Genomic DNA, 21,472 nt, shown 5'->3' with positions numbered 1-21,472 from the left:
ATTTTAATAAACATTTAGACATGACAGAAGAAATTGAATATTCTCAAAACAACTGCATTCATCAGGTGTTTGCAGAGCAGGTAGAAAAAACATCTGACGCAGTAGCAGTAGTATTTGAAAACCAGCAATTGACCTACAGAGAATTGAATGCAAAAGCTAATCAACTGGCACATCACTTGCAAGGGATGGGGGTAGGCCCAGAGGTATTGGTGGGTCTATGCGTAGAGCGCTCTATTGAAGTAATTATAGGAATTCTTGGTATCCTCAAAGCGGGTGGAGCTTATGTTGCCTTAGACCCTGCTTATCCCCAAGAACGTCTGGCATTTATGTTAGAGGATACTCACTTAAAAGTGCTTTTAACTAAAACAGAGTGGATAGAGATACTACCTGTTACTACCGCTTCAGTGATTTTTCTTGATGCAGACTGGGAGAAAATTGAGCAACAAAGCCAACAAAATCCAGTGTGTGATGTGACACCGGAAAACCTCGCTTACTTAATATATACTTCTGGCTCTACTGGCAAGCCAAAAGGAGTACAGATGCCTCATGCCAGTGTTTGTAGTTATATTGAGGCGATCGCTAAAATAATCCCAGTCAATAGCAACGATATTTATCTCCACACAGCATCTTTCTCATTTACTGCCTCAGTCAGACAATTATTCTTACCTTTATCCCAAGGTGCTACAAGTATCATTGCTACCCGCGAACAAACTAGAACTCCCCTCAGTCTATTTGAATTAATCCAAACACAGGGGGTCACTATCTCTGATGGTGTACCTTCCGTGTGGCGTTATGGACTCATGGCTTTAGAAAGTTTAGATGTGAAATATACTAAAGCACTGAGCAAATCAAAATTAAGATTAATAGTATTTGGTGGCGAATTACTACCTTATCAATTAATTAAAAAGTTACGCAACCTTTTTAAAACACCACCCCGATTTTTTAATATCTTAGGTCAAACAGAAAGTATTGGCAATGGTTTTTATCCCATTCCAGATGACTGCAACCTTGAAGAGGGATATGTGCCAGTTGGTAATCCTCTGGGAAAGATTCAGCAAGTTTATGTACTCAACTCTCAACTTGAGCCAGTAAAAATTGGTGAGTCGGGGGAACTACATATTGCAGGTTCTACCTTAGCTCGTGGCTATCTAAACCGGACTCAAGCGAATGCTGAAAAATTTATTGATAATCCTTTTGAGCCACAAAAACGACTTTTCAAAACTGGCGATGTCGCTCGCTACTCCAGCAACGGTACTTTAGAAATTCTTGGTCGGATCGACTTTCAGGTAAATATCCGAGGGATGCGAGTTGAACTGGAAGAAATCGAATCTGTATTGAAGCTTCATCCCCATGTCCGGGAAGGTATAGTCACCGTTAGAGAAGATATCCCAGGAGACCAGCGCCTAATAGCCTATATTGTAGTTAACAATCAAGCCTTTAATTGGGGAGAAATCCGCAGTTTTTTAGAGCATAAACTACCAGATTATATGGTTCCTAATGCCTTTGTGCTGATGGAGAAACTGCCAGTATTACCCAACGGCAAATTAGACCGCAACAGTTTACCTGCACCAAATATATCTGCTGATATTCGTAACTTTGTTGCACCCCGTACTCCAAAAGAACAAATTATAGCTAACATTTGGGCGGAAGTTTTAGGATTAGAAAAAGTAGGCATTTATGACAACTTTTTAGAATTGGGAGGGCATTCGCTGCTGGCCAGTTTAGTTATATCTAGATTGCGCGAAGCCTTATCTGTGGAATTATCGGTCAGCGTTTTATTTGAATCGCTTACCGTAGCCAGTTTAAGCGAAAAGATTGCAACTTTCCAGCATCAAAATCAGCAAACTAACTCCCTGCCAGCTTTACAGCCAGTTTCCCGGTTTCTGGAATTACCCTTATCTTTGACTCAGCAGCGATTTTGGTTTCTCGACCAAATGGAAGGGGCAAATGCTGCCTACAATATTGCCAGAGCATTGCGTTTAGTTGGTCGGCTGAATTTAACAGTATTCCAACAAGCTATAGATTCAATTATTCAACGTCACGAAACCCTGCGTACTTCCTTTGGCATGGTAGATGAAAAACCAGTGCAATTTATTGCTGCAACTGTACCATTTACTTTACCGTTAGTGGACTTACAAGAATTACCAGAAGTTGAGCGACTGACGGAATTACAAAGATTAATTACCGCAGAATATACACAACGTTTTGATTTAAGCACAGCACCTTTATTAAGAGTCAAACTCATTCGCCTAGAGTCAGATTCCCACGTTCTGCTAGTGACAATGCACCATATTATTTCTGATGCTTGGTCAGTGGGAATCTTTCTCAAAGAATTGTCTAGTTTCTATGCCGCTTCTCCCTTACCAGATTTGCCGATTCAGTATGCAGATTACGCTCACTGGCAACGTCAGTGGCAGCAAAATGATATTATCACTACCCAGCTAAACTACTGGAAACAACAATTAGCAGATGCTCCACCTGTAATAGAATTACCAACAGATCACCCACGTTCTGCTATGCAGAAATTTCGAGGTAGTATCGAGAGGTTTAAGTTGGGTCATGACCTGACTAACAAACTAAAAATCCTCAGTCAGAAGTCAGGTACTTCCCTATTTATGACTCTCCAAGCGGCTTTTGCGACGTTGCTTTATCGCTACACTGGTCAGGAAGATATTGTCATCGGCTCTCCCATTACTAACCGCAACCGTCCAGCCCTTGAGTCATTAATTGGTTTTTTTGTCAACACTCTGGTTTTACGTACCCGCTTAGAGAACAACCCCACATTTAGAGAACTACTAGCTCAGGTAAGACAGGTTGCGCTTGATGCTTACGCTCACCAAGATGTACCTTTTGATCAACTAGTTGAAGTTCTCCAACCACAACGTCACCTCAGCCATAGTCCGCTATTCCAGGTGATGTTTGTATTGCAAAATTCCCCAGTGGAAAAACCAAAACTGCCAGGTTTGAATATAACGCAGATCGAATTAGACAGACCAACCGCAGGTGCGACTTTTGATTTAACCCTGTCAATGCAAGAAATAGACTCAGAACTCAGGGGGGCATTTGAATATAATGCCAACTTGTTTGATGGTGAGACTATTGCCAGGATGGTAGAGCATTTTCAAACGTTGGTAGGGGCTATTGTTACTAATCCAGATGAGCGAGTCGGACAATTACCTTTACTAACAGCAGCAGAACAACATCAGTTACTGGTGGAATGGAATAATACACAAACTGATTACCCACAAAATAAATGTGTTCATGAATTAGTAACAGAACAAGCAGAAAAAACACCTGATGCAGTGGCATTAGTGTTTGAAAATCAGCAATTAACCTACCGACACTTAAATCTACAAGCTAACCAACTAGCCCATTATTTGCAGTCTCTAGGCGTAGAAAAAGAAACTTTAGTGGGTGTTTATTTAGAACGTTCTTTTGAAATGATAGTGGGATTTTTGGGCATTTTGAAAGCTGGTGGTGCTTATGTTCCCCTAGATCCCAATTATCCGCCAGAACGCCTCAATTATATGGTGGCAGATTCGCAAATATCGGTTATCTTGACTCATTCTTCATTACTGCCACATTTATCAGCAACGCTAGAGCAAGGGCAAACCAAAATCATTTGTTGGGATAAAGATTTAGAAATTATTGCGAGTCAGAGTTTAGATAATCCTATTAATAGTGTACAACCTGGAAATTTAGCTTATGTAATCTATACTTCTGGTTCAACAGGGCGACCGAAAGGTGTGCTGATTCAACATTCAGCACTGTTAAATTTACTGTTTTGGCACTTAAATAATTTTGAAGTTAAATCATCAGATCGAACGACACAGTTAGCAGGAACAGCGTTTGATGCTGCTGTCTGGGAATTATGGCCTTATTTAGTAGTCGGGGCAAGTATATATTTAATTAAATCAGAGTTTCTGCTTTCACCAAAAATCCTCCAAGAGCAGTTGATATCACAAAATATTACTATTAGTTTTATTCCTACACCCTTAGCAGAAAAATTATGTCTTTTAGCATGGTCAGAAAATACAGCTTTGCGAATTATATTAACTGGTGGAGATAGACTTAATCATTATCCATCAGATACATTACCATTTAAGTTTTTTAATAACTACGGCCCTACAGAAAATACTGTAGTTACAACTTCTGGGCAAATTTCACCTGGAAAATTAGCAAGTAAATTTCCGCCTATTGGTCGTCCCATTGCCAACACCCAAGTTTACATTCTTGATCGCTATTTTCAACCTGTTCCCATTGGTGTTTCTGGGGAACTATACCTTGGTGGTGCAGGTTTAGCTAGGGGGTATTTGAATCGTCCAGACATAACATCTGAGCGATTTCTTGCTAATCCTTTTGTGGAAGATGAGCGACTTTATAAAACTGGAGATTTGGGGCGCTTTTTACCAGATGGAAATATTGAATTCCTGGGACGCATCGATCACCAAGTTAAAATTCGCGGTTTTCGCATTGAACTAGGCGAAATTGAAACGGTACTGAACCAATATGCCCAAGTTCAACAAGCGGTGGTAATTGTTCGAGAAGACAACCCAGGAAATAAATATTTAACAGCTTATATTGTGAGCGAAACAGAAACATTGACCAGTAGTAAATTGCGTCAGTTTCTGAAAGAACATCTGCCTGAATATATGATACCAGCGGCTTTTGTGATGCTCAAAACCTTGCCTCTAACTCCTAATGGTAAAGTTGATCGTCGGGTTTTGCCAAAGCCAGAGACAACAAATTCAGAACTAGAAGCCGCTTTTGTTGCACCCCGTACTTGGCTAGAAGAACAACTAGCCGAAATCTGGTGTACAGTATTACATCGGGAGCAGGTAGGCATTCATGATAACTTCTTTGAATTGGGGGGACACTCTCTCCTGGTAACATCTGTAATATCTCGCATTCGAGAAAGTTTGGCCATTACTCTTCCTCTCCGTTCTCTATTTACCGCACCGACTATAGCTGAACTTAGTCAAGTAATAACTGCGCTTCAGATGGAGGTACAGAAACAGAGCGCAAGTGGTATGAAATTTGACACCTTACCACCTCTTGTCCCTCAAGTACGAGACAGATATATCCCACTATCTTTTGCACAAGAGTCTATCTGGTGTTTACAGCAATTAACTCCTGAAAGTTCTGCCTACAATAGCTTTTTTGCTTTACGTTTCTCTGGCGCTCTTTCTGTAAGTGTGTTGGAGTCCAGCTTCAATGAAATTATTCGCCGTCATGAAATATTACGTACTACCTTTACTGTAGTAGAAGGTCAACCCGTACAAATCATTACCCCATCCCTGACCATACCGTTGGAGATCATAGACTTACAAAACCTACCTAAGAGAGAGCGAATATCTGAAGCACAAAGACTTGCTGCTCTAGAATATCAGCACCATTTTGATCTAGCTTCAGGCCCTCTGATCAAAACAACTTTGCTGCGATTAGCTCAACAGGAGCATTGGTTGATAATAAATATACACCATCTTATTACGGATGGGTGGTCATTTGGCCTGTTGTTGGAGGAGTTACGAATACTCTATGCAGCTTTTACCAATGGTTTACCTTCACCACTACCCGAATTACCTGTTCAGTATGCAGATTTTACTCTCTGGCAGCGTCAATACTTTAATGAAAAAGTTATAGAAAAGCAGTTGTCTTATTGGCTGCAAAAACTGACTAGTACTACACCAGGATCTGATCTAGTGTCCAGCCATCAGCCGCAGGTGAGTAATAGCATCAGCGCATCTGTTTATTATGTGGTTTTGCCAGCGAGTCTTGTTAGCTCAATCGAAGCCCTCAGCCGTTCTCAAAGAGTTAGTCTGTTTACCATTATCCTTACTGCTCTGAAAATACTTTTGTTCAAGTACACTGGTAAAAACGAAATTTTAGTAATGGTAACAGTTGGTAATCGTAGTCCAGTGGAAACCGAAAAAATGCTCGGTTGCTTCATCAACGACGTAATTTTGCGATCTGCGCTTGGCAGCAGCGCTGAGTGCAAAGCACACGCTCCGCGAACGCTATCGCATCTCTCATCTGAGCAAACAGGGCTTACTCTTTTAGAAGAGATCAAAGAAACCCTCACAGAAGCAATCAACAATAAAGAGATTGCTGTGCAAACAGTCATTGATACTATTACCAGCAAACAACCGCTTAACATCTCGGCATCCCTGACTATGGTACCTACACAAGATTTGCAGCACTGGAGCTTAGATGTAGACTTTGTATCAATTAAGCGCGATCGCAGCTTGTGGTATCAGGAAATGCCTTTAGAAATTTTTGTTTCTTCACCTTCTGTAAATAAGCCAACTATGGAAATTAAAGTCTTGTACAGCACAGAGTTATTTACAAATGAAACCATCGAGTTTCTGTTTAGCTATTATCAGGAAATTCTCCAGAAGCTCGTCCAACATCCAACTAGCCAGATTTGTGAATTTGACAAGGATCTAAGTCTTTAAGGTTGTCCTAATTACCCTGGTAACTGCCATACTTACTGCCGTGTAGCAGGGAAATGAGAAATAAATGCTACATTTAACGATGAAGGTTTGCCACAAATTAACCAATAATCACTGTTGCTATGTTAGAAAACGGCCCACCAGAGTTGGAACAACAGCCCAGATTTGGATCATCTTTATTTAAGTGGACTGAGTATTTCTCCAGTCAGGAAGGAGAGATAACTCAAAGCATGAGTACTTTTATCTTGATCTGGTTTGGTCAAGTTTTATCTCTAGTTGGCTCACGCACAACCAGTTTTGCTCTAAGTATTTGGGTTTACCAACATACTAACTCAACTACTCAATTCACTCTCCTGATTCTATCAACAACCTTACCGGGGATTATTATCTCTCCCATTGCTGGAGTGTTTGTCGATCGCTGGAGTCGTCGCTGGATTATGATTATTAGTGACTTCTGCGCTGGTCTGTGTACCCTAACTATTGCCTGGTTATTTGTTAGTGGTAATTTAGAAGTCTGGAATCTGTGCCTAATTAGTGCTCTTAGTTCTGGTTTCAGTGCTTTTCAAGGGCTTGCCTATTCATCAGCGACTACATTACTCGTACCTAAAGAACAACTTGGTCGCGCTAGTTCGATGACGCAGATTAGGTTGTCTATTGCGGAAATCCTCTCACCTGCGCTGGCAGCTGCACTGCTGGTAACTGTCGAAATTCCGGGAGTTGTTGTCATTGATTTGACAACTTTGTGCTTTGCTCTGGTGTGTTTGCTAGTGGTTAAATTCCCTGAAGTTCAGACCACAGAAGCTAATCGAGAGGAGGTTAGGTTCTTCTCTTCATTCTGGCAAGAGGTGACCTTTGGATGGCATTATTTTATCGAGCGCCCTGGACTCATTGGCTTAGTGGCTTTTGTGGCGATCAGCAATTTTCTCATTGGTAGTGCTGAAGCTCTAACCACACCTCTAGTACTTTCCTTCACCTCAATGCAATCCTTGGGGACAATCTATTCTATTGCTAGTTCTGGAATGTTAGTTGGCAGTTTGATTATGAGCATTTGGGGGGGAATAGAGCGCCTAATCAATATCATATTTACCTCGATGTTTTTTTTCGGTTTATTTTATGTATTAGCAGGCTTGCGCCCGGCGCCGATTCTGTTTACGATCTCTGAGTTCTTTATATTTTTTATAATCCCAATCGTTAATGGTGCAATCCAAGTAATTCACCAAAAGAAAGTTCCTCCAGAAGTACAAGGAAAGGTCTTTGCATTCCGCACTGCGGTTAGTCAGGGTTTTCTGCCGCTTTCTTATCTGATTGCAGGGCCACTAGCTGACCAAGTTTTTGAACCGTTGATGGCTGCTGATGGGTTGGGAGCAGCCAGTATTGGACAAATTATTGGTGTTGGGCATGGTCGCGGTATTGGTTTGATGTTTATCATCATGGGCATATTTAGCATCGTTTTCACCTTCATTGCCTACTTGTATCCCCGTCTGCGTCTGCTGGAAGATGAGTTACCGGATACAATTCCTTTGTTGGATCAACATTCCCATTAACGAGAGGAAAGGAGAGAAGAGAAAATAATTGCCTCATCTCCCTTTCTTTGTCTACCTAATGGTGGTGATGATGGTGATGATGTTCAGCTAACTGGGGATTAATTGCCTTTGCTTGTTCTTGCATCAATTCAGCAATATGAGCATTGGCCCATTCAGCGGCCATCGATAGAAATTGTGGATTGTCGTTAACACAAGGCATTTGCACATAGTCCACACCAGAATACTGTTTCTCTAAAGCATGGATGATGTGGTGGACATCTAACAGGGTTTCGTGGTTTTCTGTTGCAAAGCCAATGGGCATAAAGAGGATGATCTTTGCACCCAATTGAATCAGGTTTTTAGCCGCTTGGGTGGCATCTGGCTGTGTCCATTCAATTAGGGGGGTGTCATGGTTAAGCCAACCCACCGAGATTAAGGGATAACGGTTAATTAACTCTTCCCGCACTAAATCATACAGTGTCTGACTTTCCACAATTCCAGAGGTGAATCCTTTGGCTTTGTGAGGACAACCGTGATTCATTAACACGATGCCGATTTGGGAAGGTAGATAAGCTGCTGCTACGTCAGCGTTGATTTTTTCTTCAACTAAACGAGCCATCAATTTGATGTATTCCGGTTCGTTGTAGAAAGAAGGAATATAGCGTATTCCTTTTACCCAACTTTCATCACCATCAGCTAATTCAGCGAAGGCGTTATTAACTTGCTCGATAGCGATCCCACTGGTAAAGATGGAATCCACAACCAGCAGTGGATAAATTAAGATTTTATCAAAACCTTGATTTTTGATTTCTGCCAGAACTTGATTTGGTAGGAAGGGAGCGCAGAAGTTGAAGGCTTTAAAAACTTGGACACCACCGCCCCACTTGTGTTGTAATTCGTGTTCAATACCAGCCCGTTGCTGTTCAAAAATGGCATTGTGTGGGGAGATAAAATCGTGGTGTGTGTGTCCCCACTCATGGCGATCAAATAACGCCAACAGCTTTGCCAGGGGGGGATAAATCCAGGTTGGCACTGGTGCGAATTTTGCAGTGAGTAGATTTAAAGCTTGTTCGTTATAGTTAGCGAAATCTTCGTAGCTTTCGACTTCGCCGTAGCCCATGAGCAATACGGCGACACGGTCTTGACCTGATAGATGCTCGTGGGTGTGTTGCAGTTGGTCTTTAGTTTGGGGCGTGGCAACCACAATGAATTCCTCAATATGACCTGAATGGAGAGAGAGCGAGGGAATAAATTAATTGTTTCCCGTACTTGTACGATATTATCCCATCCGGGGGGATAGGATAGGGACAAGAGTTAAAACAATCTTTCAAAAGACATACTACGGTTATTACTCGATACTGAAGGCTAAGTATTTAAGCCTCCGTACCTGCTGTGTGCCGCTGCCAAAGGTTAATAGACACCAGTGGCGGGTTTGAGTTATTTATAAAGGATTCAGATTATTTTTTGGGGAACAAATTTTCCTGAAGGTTCTGTAAAAGGTATGTTATATCTAAGACAATTAAGATTCCTAAATAAGAGCTTTGTGAAAGCTGCTAACAAGAAAGCGGAATGAAGATCATTATTTGCCCTGGAATCCATCAACCACAACTAACGGAAAGCTTGCTCAAAGAGTGGTTAAATCCGGTTGCTGATAGGGCAATCAGTCAAGATGCCAAGAATATACTGGTTGTTCCGGGACAGGGTCTTTTGACTTTATCAGCATTTCATATTTTGCACTTTTTAGGCGATCGCTTGGGGAATGAGCTAAAATCGCCAGTTATATTTGTTAGCTTTAGTGCTGGTGTGGTGGGAGCGATCGCCGCTGCTGTGAAGTGGCAACTCTTAGGCGGTCATGTGAAAGCATTTATTGCTATAGATGGATGGGGGATGCCACTATGGGGTAATTTTCCGATTCATCGACTGAGTCATGATTATTTCACCCATTGGAGTTCAGCCTTGCTGGGTGGCGGGCAAAATAATTTTTATGCCGAGCCAGCAGTTGATCATTTATCGATGTGGCGATCGCCCCAAATTGTCAAAGGCTGCTGGGTAGATCAATCTATGGATTTTTCCGCCCCCAAAAGTCCCCTGAGTGCCGCTGAATTTTTGCATCTGCTGGTAAAACACTATGAAGAAAAAGAGTCCGGACAACAGAGTTGGTAATTGTGTTATGGCTAATTGGTAAAAACTATTACCTATTATTCATTACCTATTACTCATGACAAATTACCCATGACCTAGTCAATAAATTCCCAAGTATCTGAATGTTTCCCACTGAACCTGCTGCTGTTAATAACGGCTTTGGCGCACTGCTAAAAAACCGTGGTTTTATGCTTCTGTGGATTGGGCAATTAGTTTCCCAATTAGCAGATAAGGTATTCTTCGTGTTGATGATTGCCTTACTGAAGCTCTACCTACCTGCTAATGAAGTGGGCGACAACGGGCGCTTCTATTTGTATATGGCATTTACCGTGCCAGCAATCTTGTTTGGCTCCGCGGGCGGCGTGATTGTGGATCGCGTGCCGAAAAAACTGATCATGGTTGGCTCCGATGCAGTGCGCGGGGTATTGATGCTGTTGATTCCCTTTTTACCACGGGAATTTCTCATCCTGCTGATCTTCACTTTTGCCATCTCCACCGTGACACAGTTTTTTGCACCAGCAGAACAAGCTGCTATCCCCCTTTTGGTAAAGCGAGAGGGTTTAATGGCTGCCAATGCCTTATTTAGCAGCACGATGATGGGAGCCTTAATTGTTGGTAATGCGGTGGCTAATCCCATGTTGGATTGGTTTGAAAGCTTGAACAAAGGTTTTGGTAAAGAGATGGTGGTAGGTGGCTTATACCTGGTGTCTGCTTTGATCATGATGCCGATTCATTTTAAAGAACACAGACAGGTTGACCCAGAGGCAGGTGCAGCTAATCCCTGGACTGAATTCTTACAGGGCTTGCGCTATCTCAAAAAAAATCGGCTGGTGTGGAATGCCATGTTGCAAATTGTCACTTTATACTGCGTGTTTGCAGCGCTGATAGAATTAGCCATTGGAATGGCGGCGAAGTTACACTTGGCACCGGAGCAGTTTAGCTTTTTCGTGGCCTCTGCTGGGGTTGGTATGGTTATAGGTGCGGCAATACTTGGGCACTTTGGTCATAAATTACATCACTTGCCCTTGCCTTTAATTGGGTTTTTGATCATGGCGCTGGCCTTAGGGTTGTTCATTTTTGTTCAGAACCTATCCCTAGCCCTTGGACTCTGTATCTTTTTGGGCGTGGGTGCTGCCCTAGTTAACGTGCCAATGCAAACTTTAATTCAGCAACAAACACTACCAGAAATGCACGGTAAGGTATTTGGTTTTCAAAATCACGCCATCAATATTGCCCTCACCGCACCCCTGCTGATTACTACCAAGCTAGTTAACGCCTTCGGTTTATCAATTGTGCTTTTGGGAATGAGTGTTGTAGTTGCCGCTGTTGGTGTCTGGGCTTGGCAAAATACCCGGCGGGTCTTGCAAGATGTTATGTAAAAAAGCTACAATCATAGCTTATTCTTATGCTTAAAACCAGAATTCTGTAAGTATTTAATGGATTTTTCCACTAAAATTAAATTTTAGCTAAATCCAAAATTCATCCCCGACCAATAACGACTATCACTATCACTCATTGAGTCCGGGGGGTGGGCGACGAATCGCCAATTTCTGTGTTTTCTGATAGAATTGCAGTGGTTAACTTCACCCCTATTGGTGTCTGATAAGCCTCTGTCCAGCAGCATTGCGACTATTGGTAAGCGACTCCGTTGCACAGCATAGAAGTAAGTAGGCACATCTTGATCAATACGAATCACCTTCGGGTTTGCCCCATAGCGCGAATAAGCCAGCATCTCATCCAGGGCAGTAAAATTCGTAGGGTACAAGGTAAGAAATTGCATAGTCTGCGGAGGGGCATCTCGTGGACTTAAAACAAAGCTCAGTTAATGTCCGACGGGATACCGGGAGTCGCTGAGAAGCCCACACTGTACGCTTGCGTCAGTGTGGGAGTATGTCACACACAGAATCTAAGCATTAACTTTAGCTATAGTCTGAGGTTCATCGTGCGTTCTCTCTCCCCCATCAGTCCCGCGCAATCTGAGAATCAAACCCAGTCCCCTATCTCTAACTCCCAAGTCGTCACGCCCAAACGTGCATCTGGTGGGTTTGCCCTACTGGATAGCCTGGTGCGCCATGGCGTTGAATATATTTTTGGTTATCCCGGTGGAGCGATTCTGCCGATTTATGACGACCTTTATAAAGTAGAAGCTACAGGTGCTATTAAGCACATTTTAGTTAGGCACGAACAAGGCGCATCCCATGCGGCCGATGGCTACGCCCGCGCTACAGGTAAAGTAGGAGTGTGCTTTGGCACTTCAGGACCAGGGGCAACCAACTTGGTAACAGGCATCGCCACTGCCTACATGGACTCAATTCCAATGATTGTGGTGACAGGACAAGTGCCACGGGCCTCAATTGGTACGGATGCGTTTCAGGAAACGGATATTTACGGGATTACCCTACCAATTGTCAAACACTCCTATGTAGTGCGTGACCCCAAAGACATGGCGCGAATTGTCGCCGAAGCATTCCACATCGCCAGCACAGGGCGTCCGGGGCCAGTTTTGATTGATGTTCCCAAAGATGTGGCTTTAGAAGAATTTGACTATCTGCCTGTGGTACCGGGTTCAGTGAAGTTACCTGGGTATCGTCCCACTGTGAAAGGGAATCCACGGCAAATTAATGCAGCGATCCAGTTAATTCGGGAAAGTCGCCGACCGCTATTGTATGTGGGTGGAGGTGCGATCGCCGCCAATGCCCACGAAGAAGTAAAAAAACTGGCGGAGTTATTTAATATCCCCGTCACCACAACCCTAATGGGTATAGGTGCTTTTGACGAACATCATCCCCTGTCTTTGGGAATGTTGGGGATGCACGGCACCGCCTACGCCAACTTTGCTGTTACAGACTGTGATTTACTGATCTGTGTCGGGGCCAGATTTGACGATCGCGTCACAGGTAAGTTAGATGAATTCGCCTCCCACGCCAAAGTCATTCACATCGACATCGATCCGGCAGAAGTTGGTAAAAACCGCGTTCCCGAAGTGCCTATAGTCGGTGATGTCAAAAACGTCTTGACTGACTTGTTACGTCGTTGTCAAAGCGCCAACGCCAAGGCTACACCTAACCAAAACCAAGAGTGGTTGAATTTAATTAACCGTTGGCGGGAAGAATATCCCCTAGTGGTGCCCCACTATCCCGACAGTATGTCACCCCAAGAGGTGATTGTGGAAATCGGTCGCCAAGCGCCCCATGCTTTCTACACCACCGATGTAGGTCAACATCAAATGTGGGCGGCACAATTTCTCAAAAATGGCCCCAGACGCTGGATTTCCAGTGCTGGATTGGGAACAATGGGTTTTGGTGTGCCTGCGGCTATGGGTGCAAAAGTGGCGTTTCCAGATGAAGAAGTCATCTGTATCAGCGGCGACGCCAGTTTCCAAATGTGTTTACAGGAACTGGGAACACTAGCACAGTATGGCATAAATGTCAAGACAGTCATTATGAACAATGGCTGGCAGGGGATGGTGCGCCAATGGCAGCAAGCCTTCTACGGTGAGCGTTACTCATGCTCAAACATGGAAGTAGGGATGCCAGACATTGAATTTTTGGCTAAAGCCTATGGGATTAAGGGCATGGTGATTAGCAATCGGGATGAGTTGCCAGATGCGATCGCCACCATGCTGGCACACAATGGCCCTGTGATTGTCGATGCCCGAATCACCAGAGACGAAAACTGTTATCCAATGGTAGCCCCAGGCAAGAATAACGCGCAGATGATCGGGTTGCCTAAGCAAACGCCAAAAGCCGCAGTCGAACCAGTTTATTGTAGTAACTGCGGCTCGAAAAACCCCCCCAACCACAATTTCTGTGCTGAGTGCGGGACGAAACTGTAAGAATTTGCAACTATTTTTTGACGCAGAGGTGTTTATCCTCTGCATTTTTTTTGTTTGTCAAAAGCTGGATTTTATAATATTCCAGTGGATAGGAAGTCAAATTTGAGAATCAGTTAGCTATTTCTAGGGCTTTTTTGGTACGTTTTAACTGTTTCCAAAGGAGGTGAATTTGTTTGTAAGCTTCTTCTGGGGAGATTTTACCACCAGTTTGCAGGCTACAAATGTAGTTTATTCGTTGAGAAAACTCTTGAAGATGTGCATTAAACGTCGCATATTCTGCCTCGAATTGCCCATGATATGGATGACGAGGATATAGAAAATCACATAATTCACCTAGAAAATCAAAGTTGGTATTCATAGGAATTCAGTAAGGAACAGGTTTTTTTGAAAAACTAACAATTTGATAATTGAGCGGGAGTAAATATCAAAATTAACTTTGATGAATTTTAATCCTACTTTAAGGTTCTCTATAGTTAGATGAAAAATTAATAAAGGTGTATATACACCCTTATTAATACTTGCTAATTTATCAAATTATGGGAAATTACTTGAGATGCAACCATTGGTTGTAGATGATGAAGTTGCCAAAAGCTCAACATTTGTTCGGCGACTTGTTGAGGATAAAAGTAATGAAAAAAATGATGTCCTTTGGAACATTCCCAGAGATTATCTTCAGGCTTAAACCATTTTAACCAGTCCTGTAATGCAGGTGGTTCAGCAATGAGATCGTTCTGGCTCCCACATACCAACATTGGCATAGAAACTCCACCTTTGGGTAAATGAACTAACTTGAAAAGAGAGTGTAGCAAGGGGGTTTGCTCTAAATCTTTTTCTAAAGCTGCTACTAACTTTTTAGTGGTGTGAGGGGGTTGTTGACCAAAAAGATGACGAACACTATTTGCTAAAACCTGCTCACGGCTGATAGTCAATAGTTGTCTTTGAAGATAATAGTGGACGTGCCACGTATTTGCAGGTTTAGAAGGTACAGCCAGTAGGGTGAGCGATCGCACTTTTTGAGGATAGCGACGCGCAAAAGTTAAAGCGATCGCACCACCTGCACCATGACCCGCTAAATGTATTGGATGAGGATACTTTGCTAAAAATTCATCCAGCAAATCTACCGCTTGATCTATAGAACTACCTTCATCTTGGCTTTGGTGGTATTCCCACTGCGCTACACGCACATATTTAGATATGTATTGTAGTAATGGTTTATCAAAACGCTGCAATACAGGACTAGAACTTAACCAAACAACATCGAAAGCATCAGACATAAATACTGTACATCCTTATAATTTAAGAATCATCAATAGGCTACTTAGATAGAACCACAAATACATACAGATAATTTATTTGTGTGCATCTGTGGTTTTTTGGCATCAGATATATACTTAACGAAGAGCCAACGAGTTGTCGAACTACAACACAAAACTCTCTACAAACCAAATTCTGTCTTCAACTGAGCCACCCAAGCCTTAATGCGTTCTTCGGTTAAGTCAGATTGATTATCTTCATCAATGGCAAGTCCTACAAACTTGCCATTTCTTAACGCCTTAGAATCATTAAAATCGTAGCCCTCATTTAGCCAATAACCTACAGTTTTCCCACCGCGGTGGGAAATTTTTTCTTCCAAAATTCCCATTGCATCCTGAAAATTGTCGCCATAGCCAAGCTGGTCACCAGTACCAAAATAGGCAACTACTTTGCCGATAAAATCCATCTCATCGAGTTCAGGGAAAAAGCCTTCCCAATCACTTTGGAGTTCGCCAATATTCCAAGTAGGACAGCCGATAATCAGATATTGATAGTCATCAAAATCAGCGGCTTCGGCTTGGGAAATATCGTGTAATGTCACGTTATCTCCAAACTCATCTCGAATGATTTCAGCCACAAATTCAGTTTTGCCAGTTTGAGTACCGTAGAATAAACCAATCTTTTTCGACATATTGAAACCTAATATTTAGAAATACAAACTGCTATTGGTTAAGAGCAAGAAAGCAAACAAAGCCCCCCATCGCTCTGAAGGGTTAGTTAACTGCCCATTCCCTGACCACCAAGGAATCGGCGTTTACACAGCCATGCTGTGAATTGTTTGAAAAAGTTGTGATATGTAACTACTTTATTGAGGATCTATCTCAATAAGCTCCGAGAATATCCTATCAGATTTATTGAGATGATTTATCATTAATTAATTATAAATTTTTGTAAAAGCTAGGATAAAATAACGCAAATCCACCTAATTAGGGGTTTTCAACCATATTCTTTCTGAAAAATTTTCCAGACTTATCCAGCGACAACGTAATTATGTCATTCTGAGGGCAAAATCTCAAAGCCCTGTATTTTCCTAAGATTTGCCTAAATCCTGATTTTATTTTGCTATCTAGATTGCTGCCACCAAATTTGCAATTCTTTAGCAATAAGTTTATGCTAGGTTAAAAGGTATTTCTCAAGTTGTGCCACTGTGCATCCAAGAACAGATGTCTTATTTTCTCACTGGCAGCAGACACTCCAACCCTTCGGCGTTGACCAAGTAGCAGCAAAGCAAGTGTTTATTCGCCTGGTTGAAGCTTATTCTCAGGGCGAACGGCTACGCCGCGCCAAGGGCGAACGCTACTATCACACAGTAAAACATATTGCTCACGTCCTCAGCACAATTGACGCCTTACAAACCTACGCCCAAAACTTACCTGCTGTACAACTTGCTGCCTGGTTTCACGATGTAGTATATAACACTCACGCTCAAGATAATGAAGAAAGGAGTGCTGAATATGCTAGTGATGCGCTGAGAAGCTTGGGAATTCCATCTAGCAATATTACCACCATCACTCGTCTAATTCTGCACACGAAGCACCAAGCAGCTGCCGATGACCTTGACAGCCAAGTGTTACTCGATGCAGATTTAGCGATTTTGGCTGCCAACCCAGTTCAGTATCAAGAATACGCTAATGCCATTCGCCAGGAATATAGCTGGGTGTCAGAAGCGGACTATATCGCAGGTAGACGGCAGGTTTTAGAACGATTTTTGCAGCGTCCGCGTATCTACTTTACGCCTTTAATGTTTGAGATATCTGAACAATCTGCCAGATCAAATCTTCAAGCAGAAATTCAAATCCTCATATAAACAGGCGATTAAGCCGATGCTGGGAATGTCCAGTGGTTTCAATTAGTCATTCGCGATTACGGAAAATTGTATATTATCCGAAATAAAATCTAGAAAAATTCTTGCAATCTACCCAGAACAGAGTAAATATACGCACAAAAATATGTATAATAGATGGATAAGATTTATATAAAAAATTCTGTTTATTAGAGAAGCAACCACCCACAACCCTGAGTTAGTCTCACTTGGTAAGGTGCATATCCATAAAAATCCCGTCCAATAAGTACTTAGATCGCAATATCTCCAGTAGTAGAAAAAGTAATTCTCCCAAAAAACAATCGCAGGGGAAAAAGCCGAAAATGTTGGAGGATCAGTCTATTTATGGGAAAGAATAATATGCGGCAGCCAGCTTCAGACTCTCAACACAACCTTGCTCAAAAAATTGCCAAGTGGAAAGCTGGACTTGCTGACTTGGGACGAAAAAATCCTCTCATCAAGTTCCGGCAAGATAGTCCTCGAACTTTGGAAATTCTGACAGAAGAAACAGATATTCTCTTCAAAAATCTGACAGAAGGGAAGAAATCGCTTAATTTGAAAATGGTTGATGATAGCGAACATCAAGATATTATTGAATTCAAAAAGACCAAAGCATTACCAGCAAAAGCAAATCCTCTTGAATTAATAACTCGTCAGATAGGCAACGAGCAACTAAAGCGGCTTAAAAAATTGCGTACTGAGGCACGACGATCATTTGAGGAACGAGGGGTCAATAGCCTGTTTTTGGCACTAGGAACCCTTACTTGGTATGACAAAGATAAGCCAGAAGATGCTTTAATTTCACCCCTAATTTTGGTTCCTGTGGAATTAGTTAAAGAACCTAAACGGGATGCATATAAAATATCTGTTTTGGAGGAAGATATTGTACTCAATCCAACATTGGCACAAAAGTTAAAGCAAACGTTTGGGATTGAGCTTCCAGAGGGAGAAGCTATACAAAGTTTAACTTATAGCGAATTAATTGCCCAGATTCACCAACTGTTAGCAGAACAAAAGACATGGCAAATTAAAAATAATGTATTTCTCTCACTGTTCTCTTATGCCAAAGCTGCAATGGTTCGGGACATTATCGAAAATGAAGCTCGAATTTTTGACCACCCAATTTTGCAAGCAATTAGTGGGAATTTAACTACTTATCAGTCTAATTATAGAGAACCCATACCGGCATCTGCACTAGATTCACAAGTTAAACCTGAGCGAATATTTCAAATTCTTGATGCTGATTCTAGCCAGCAAGTCGTGATTGAAGCAGCAAAAGCTGGTTCTAGCTTTGTGGTTCAAGGGCCACCAGGAACCGGCAAAAGTCAAACTATTGTAAATATGATTGCTGAACTGATTGGCGCTGGTAAATCAGTTTTATTAGTTGCAGAAAAAGAGACAGCGCTGAGTGTGGTTTATAAACGCATGGCTGAATCTGGTTTAGATCATGTGTGCCTTAATCTTCACCATAGTGGAACAACAGATAAACGAGCACTTGTAAATAATTTATCGAAAACTATTGAATATGTTAAACAAATTTATGGGGCAGAAGATAATCACCTTTTCTTTGAGCGGCTTGTTTCTAGTCGTCAATCGCTAAATTCCTATCTCACGAGTTTACACGCTAAAGAAAAACCTCTAGATAAATCACCGTTTGAGATATTTGGTGAGCTTTTGAAAAAAGAACGCGAAGCAATTCCCAGCCTCAATGTCATATTTTCCAACTTTAGCCAATGGAATCCTAGTAGATTAGAAGAAGCAAAAGATTTATTAAACAAACTAGCGCAATTCCTACCTTTTTTTAAAGGAGAAAAAACAACTATTTGGGCAAAAAGTTCTCTAGATTCTTATTCCTTTGAGATGGAATTGCAAATTAAAGAACAAATAGAGGAATTTCAGCAAGCAATTTTTTCAGCCCAAAAGATTAATCAAGAATTACAGGGGATTCTCCAAGTTCAACCTTTATTGAATTTAGATTCTCTAGATAAGTGTTATCCAGCCCTGCTGCATATATTAAAAGCTCCATTGAATTTACCAGAAAAATGGGTAAAAGTAGATATAGCAATTGCTCAAGATGCTTTTACTAATCTGAAAAAAGATGTTCGAGAAATTGAAAAAAATAAGCGATCGCAAGAAAGCCAAGACTTACTGAGCCAGCTTTTAAAGCTATTTAACATTTTTGGTGGCAGTAAACCTAATTCTATTGAGTCTTTGCAAAACAAGCTGCGTCAAATCGACTACCCCGCTCGTCAGATTTTTGGTTTTCTATTTAATCCAGATTTTTCTAGTGAAGCAGAGTTAAAAGAAATTGAACAAGCTTTAAATTGGTTGATTGGCTTACAAAAGTATTCGCTTTCTGCTGATTCCGTCCAGAGCGTGATAAATTTTCCTTCTAAACGGCGCGAACTGACTGAATTAGTCAAGAAATATGAGTCAGTCTATAACGATATTAGGAAAGGATTAGATTTTCTATTATCGCACTTTGATGAAAATGACATCACAGATTCTTATCTACCTCGTAATCAAATTACTTTTGTCGAACTAAAAAGCTTCTTAAACTTGGCTCAATCTGAACTGCCTTATTTTCAAGAATGGCTGACCTATAAAGAAACTTACCAGAAACTTGAAAGTCTGGCAAATAATAAGTTTTTGGATGCTTTACGTGATAATAAAATTAAACCAGAGCAATGGTTTCCAGTTTTAGAAAACCGAATTTATCAAATATGCCTTGATGCTATTCTCGCAAGAAAGCCTGAGTTGAAAAACTTTAACGTTGAAGTACATGAACGGCAAATAAAGGAGTTTTCTAAACTCGACTATAACCAACTAGATGCTGCTAAAGAACGTCTAAAACAGGTTCATGTACAACGCTGGCAAAACTGGGAAAAGACATCAGTAGCTCTAGCTGAGTTGCCAAGGCTAAAAAGGGAAGCGACTAAAAAAAGACAACATTTGCCTGTCCGTAAACTTCTCAACGATACACAAAAGGGGATACCAAATTTAGTTAAAGCCTTAAAGCCTTGCTGGATGATGAGTCCGCTTTCGGTGAGCCAATATATCAATCCAGATGTAGTTCATTTTGATGTTCTCATCTTTGATGAAGCATCTCAGCTTCGCACGGAGGATGTTGTTCCTTCGATTATCCGTTCTAATCAAGTTATTGTGATTGGAGACAATAAGCAGCTTCCCCCCACATCATTCTTTTCAACCGGAGATAGTGAAGAAGATGTTGATGATGAGGATGATGCAAGCTATGAGAGTGTTTTGGATGAATGTTCAAATTTTATGTTTGGACGCACGCTGAAATGGCACTACCGCAGTCAAGATGAGCGTTTGATAGCTTTCTCCAACCGTCACTTTTATAACTCTGAACTAGTTACATTTCCAAACCCAGTTCAAAATCCAGATTTGGGAGTATGGTTTAAGCACGTTTCTGACGGTGTTTACGATCGCGGTAGACGCAGAGATAATCGACGCGAGGCAGAAGTAGTTGCTGAGTTGGCCTTGGAGCATTTTCAACGGTTTCCCGAAAAATCCCTTGGTATTATTGCCTTTAGCGAAGCCCAAGCAGATGCCATTCAGGAGCAAATTGAGATTTTGGGAAAAGAATATCCTAATCTGGAGACGTTTTGCAGCGATAACTCACCTCAGTTTTTTCTCAAAGCGCTGGAAAACGTTCAGGGTGATGAACGAGATGTGATTTTACTCAGTGTTGGCTATGCTCGTGATGATCAAGGCAAGCTTTCTCTCAACTTTGGCCCCCTGAATCGGCAAGGTGGAGAACGACGGCTCAACGTAGCTGTGACGCGGGCAAAAAGTAAGATTACACTGGTTTCTTCTATACAAGCTGGAGACATCGACACAACACGCGCCAAAAGCAAAGGCGTAGAAGCACTGCGTGATTACTTAGAGTATGCAGCGAGTGGTGGAGAACGACTACAAGGCAACTCGTACACAGATAAGCTTCACTTTGATTCGCCATTTGAAGAAGATGTTTACCGTAGCTTAATCCAGCAAGGATACACTATCCGCACCCAAGTTGGATGCTCAGGATACCGGATTGACCTAGCTGTAGTTAATAATAATCGCCCTGGTGAGTTTTTGCTGGGAATTGAGTGTGATGGTGCATCTTACCATAGCTCACCTACTGCAAGAGATCGCGATCGCCTCAGACAACAGGTGCTTGAAAGGCTAGGTTGGAAAATTCACCGAATTTGGTCAACAGACTGGTTTCGTAACAAACCTGCTCAAGTTCGTCTCTTGATAGAAAGGATCAAACAATTACAACAAATCAATGGCTAACTCTATAGCAGTCTTAAATCATGGGTGAAAGCGAATAAAGCCTGTCAGCCTTACAAAATAAACTCTTACAAATTTAAATAGG

At 41.8% G+C, this 21,472-nt stretch carries 12 protein-coding genes; 7 read left to right on the top strand and 5 right to left on the bottom strand.

The features are described 5' to 3' along the window. The first annotated feature begins 20 nt into the window (after nucleotides 1-20). Nucleotides 21-6,455 carry a non-ribosomal peptide synthetase gene (locus H6G32_RS10845; protein ID WP_199328069.1) on the top strand — a complete coding sequence of 2,145 codons (6,435 nt, stop codon included), beginning with the start codon at nucleotides 21-23 and terminating at the stop codon, nucleotides 6,453-6,455. 119 nt (nucleotides 6,456-6,574) lie between these two features. Continuing rightward, nucleotides 6,575-7,996 carry an MFS transporter gene (locus H6G32_RS10840; protein WP_190457981.1) on the top strand — a complete coding sequence of 474 codons (1,422 nt, stop codon included), beginning with the start codon at nucleotides 6,575-6,577 and terminating at the stop codon, nucleotides 7,994-7,996. A gap of 55 nt (nucleotides 7,997-8,051) precedes the next feature. On the opposite strand, the gene H6G32_RS10835 is transcribed toward H6G32_RS10840, so the two are convergent. Beyond that, on the bottom strand, nucleotides 8,052-9,179 hold the full coding sequence (locus H6G32_RS10835) for a ferrochelatase (protein ID WP_190457979.1): 1,128 nt from the start codon (nucleotides 9,177-9,179) through the stop codon (nucleotides 8,052-8,054). A 365-nt stretch (nucleotides 9,180-9,544) separates the two neighbouring features. On the opposite strand from H6G32_RS10835, the gene H6G32_RS10830 reads away from it, so the two are divergent. Beyond that, nucleotides 9,545-10,138: a hypothetical protein gene (locus H6G32_RS10830; RefSeq protein WP_190457976.1), complete on the top strand. Its 594-nt coding sequence runs from the start codon at nucleotides 9,545-9,547 to the stop codon at nucleotides 10,136-10,138. Between the two features lie 101 nt (nucleotides 10,139-10,239). Then, nucleotides 10,240-11,496, top strand: a complete 1,257-nt coding sequence (locus H6G32_RS10825) for an MFS transporter (protein ID WP_190457974.1) — start codon at nucleotides 10,240-10,242, stop codon at nucleotides 11,494-11,496. An 83-nt stretch (nucleotides 11,497-11,579) separates the two neighbouring features. Here the strand turns inward: H6G32_RS10825 and H6G32_RS10820 are convergent, their stop codons facing one another. Continuing rightward, on the bottom strand, nucleotides 11,580-11,897 hold the full coding sequence (locus H6G32_RS10820; RefSeq protein WP_190458004.1) for a hypothetical protein: 318 nt from the start codon (nucleotides 11,895-11,897) through the stop codon (nucleotides 11,580-11,582). Nucleotides 11,898-12,059: 162 nt separating this feature from the next. Between H6G32_RS10820 and ilvB the strand changes: the two genes are divergently transcribed. Then, nucleotides 12,060-13,952 carry a biosynthetic-type acetolactate synthase large subunit gene (gene ilvB / locus H6G32_RS10815; protein WP_190457972.1) on the top strand — a complete coding sequence of 631 codons (1,893 nt, stop codon included), beginning with the start codon at nucleotides 12,060-12,062 and terminating at the stop codon, nucleotides 13,950-13,952. Nucleotides 13,953-14,061: 109 nt separating this feature from the next. Here the strand turns inward: ilvB and H6G32_RS10810 are convergent, their stop codons facing one another. The 3 genes from H6G32_RS10810 to fldA form a co-directional block, all read right to left on the bottom strand. Next, the gene (locus H6G32_RS10810; RefSeq protein WP_190457970.1) at nucleotides 14,062-14,310 is read right to left on the bottom strand and encodes a DUF7219 family protein; all 249 of its coding nucleotides are present in this window, start codon (nucleotides 14,308-14,310) and stop codon (nucleotides 14,062-14,064) included. Nucleotides 14,311-14,473: 163 nt separating this feature from the next. Further along, nucleotides 14,474-15,226 (bottom strand): alpha/beta fold hydrolase, encoded by a 753-nt coding sequence (locus H6G32_RS10805; protein WP_190457969.1) that lies wholly within the window; start codon nucleotides 15,224-15,226, stop codon nucleotides 14,474-14,476. Between the two features lie 161 nt (nucleotides 15,227-15,387). After that, a complete protein-coding gene (gene fldA / locus H6G32_RS10800; protein ID WP_190457967.1) occupies nucleotides 15,388-15,897 on the bottom strand; it encodes a flavodoxin FldA in 510 nt (169 codons plus the stop codon). 516 nt (nucleotides 15,898-16,413) lie between these two features. Between fldA and H6G32_RS10795 the strand changes: the two genes are divergently transcribed. Together H6G32_RS10795 and H6G32_RS10790 are read left to right on the top strand one after the other, a co-directional pair. Next, nucleotides 16,414-17,073 carry an HD domain-containing protein gene (locus tag H6G32_RS10795; protein ID WP_190457965.1) on the top strand — a complete coding sequence of 220 codons (660 nt, stop codon included), beginning with the start codon at nucleotides 16,414-16,416 and terminating at the stop codon, nucleotides 17,071-17,073. 360 nt (nucleotides 17,074-17,433) lie between these two features. Then, nucleotides 17,434-21,390, top strand: a complete 3,957-nt coding sequence (locus tag H6G32_RS10790; RefSeq protein WP_190457963.1) for a DUF4011 domain-containing protein — start codon at nucleotides 17,434-17,436, stop codon at nucleotides 21,388-21,390. Nucleotides 21,391-21,472: the final 82 nt, after the last annotated feature.

It is taken from the genome of Cylindrospermum sp. FACHB-282 (assembly GCF_014697195.1).
GTDB lineage: Bacteria > Cyanobacteriota > Cyanobacteriia > Cyanobacteriales > Nostocaceae > Cylindrospermum.
Note: the sequence above shows the minus strand (reverse complement) of the source record. Positions and strands in the feature narration are given on the sequence as shown.

What these genes read in the sequence shown, in the direction of transcription:
- H6G32_RS10845 (WP_199328069.1), top strand. Translation starts at nt 21, where the DNA reads ATGACAGAAGAAATTGAATATTCTCAAAACAACTGCATTCATCAGGTG.
- H6G32_RS10840 (WP_190457981.1), top strand. Translation starts at nt 6,575, where the DNA reads ATGTTAGAAAACGGCCCACCAGAGTTGGAACAACAGCCCAGATTTGGA.
- H6G32_RS10830 (WP_190457976.1), top strand. Translation starts at nt 9,545, where the DNA reads ATGAAGATCATTATTTGCCCTGGAATCCATCAACCACAACTAACGGAA.
- H6G32_RS10825 (WP_190457974.1), top strand. Translation starts at nt 10,240, where the DNA reads ATGTTTCCCACTGAACCTGCTGCTGTTAATAACGGCTTTGGCGCACTG.
- H6G32_RS10820 (WP_190458004.1), bottom strand. Translation starts at nt 11,897, where the DNA reads ATGCAATTTCTTACCTTGTACCCTACGAATTTTACTGCCCTGGATGAG.
- H6G32_RS10810 (WP_190457970.1), bottom strand. Translation starts at nt 14,310, where the DNA reads ATGAATACCAACTTTGATTTTCTAGGTGAATTATGTGATTTTCTATAT.
- H6G32_RS10805 (WP_190457969.1), bottom strand. Translation starts at nt 15,226, where the DNA reads ATGTCTGATGCTTTCGATGTTGTTTGGTTAAGTTCTAGTCCTGTATTG.
- fldA (WP_190457967.1), bottom strand. Translation starts at nt 15,897, where the DNA reads ATGTCGAAAAAGATTGGTTTATTCTACGGTACTCAAACTGGCAAAACT.
- H6G32_RS10790 (WP_190457963.1), top strand. Translation starts at nt 17,434, where the DNA reads ATGGGAAAGAATAATATGCGGCAGCCAGCTTCAGACTCTCAACACAAC.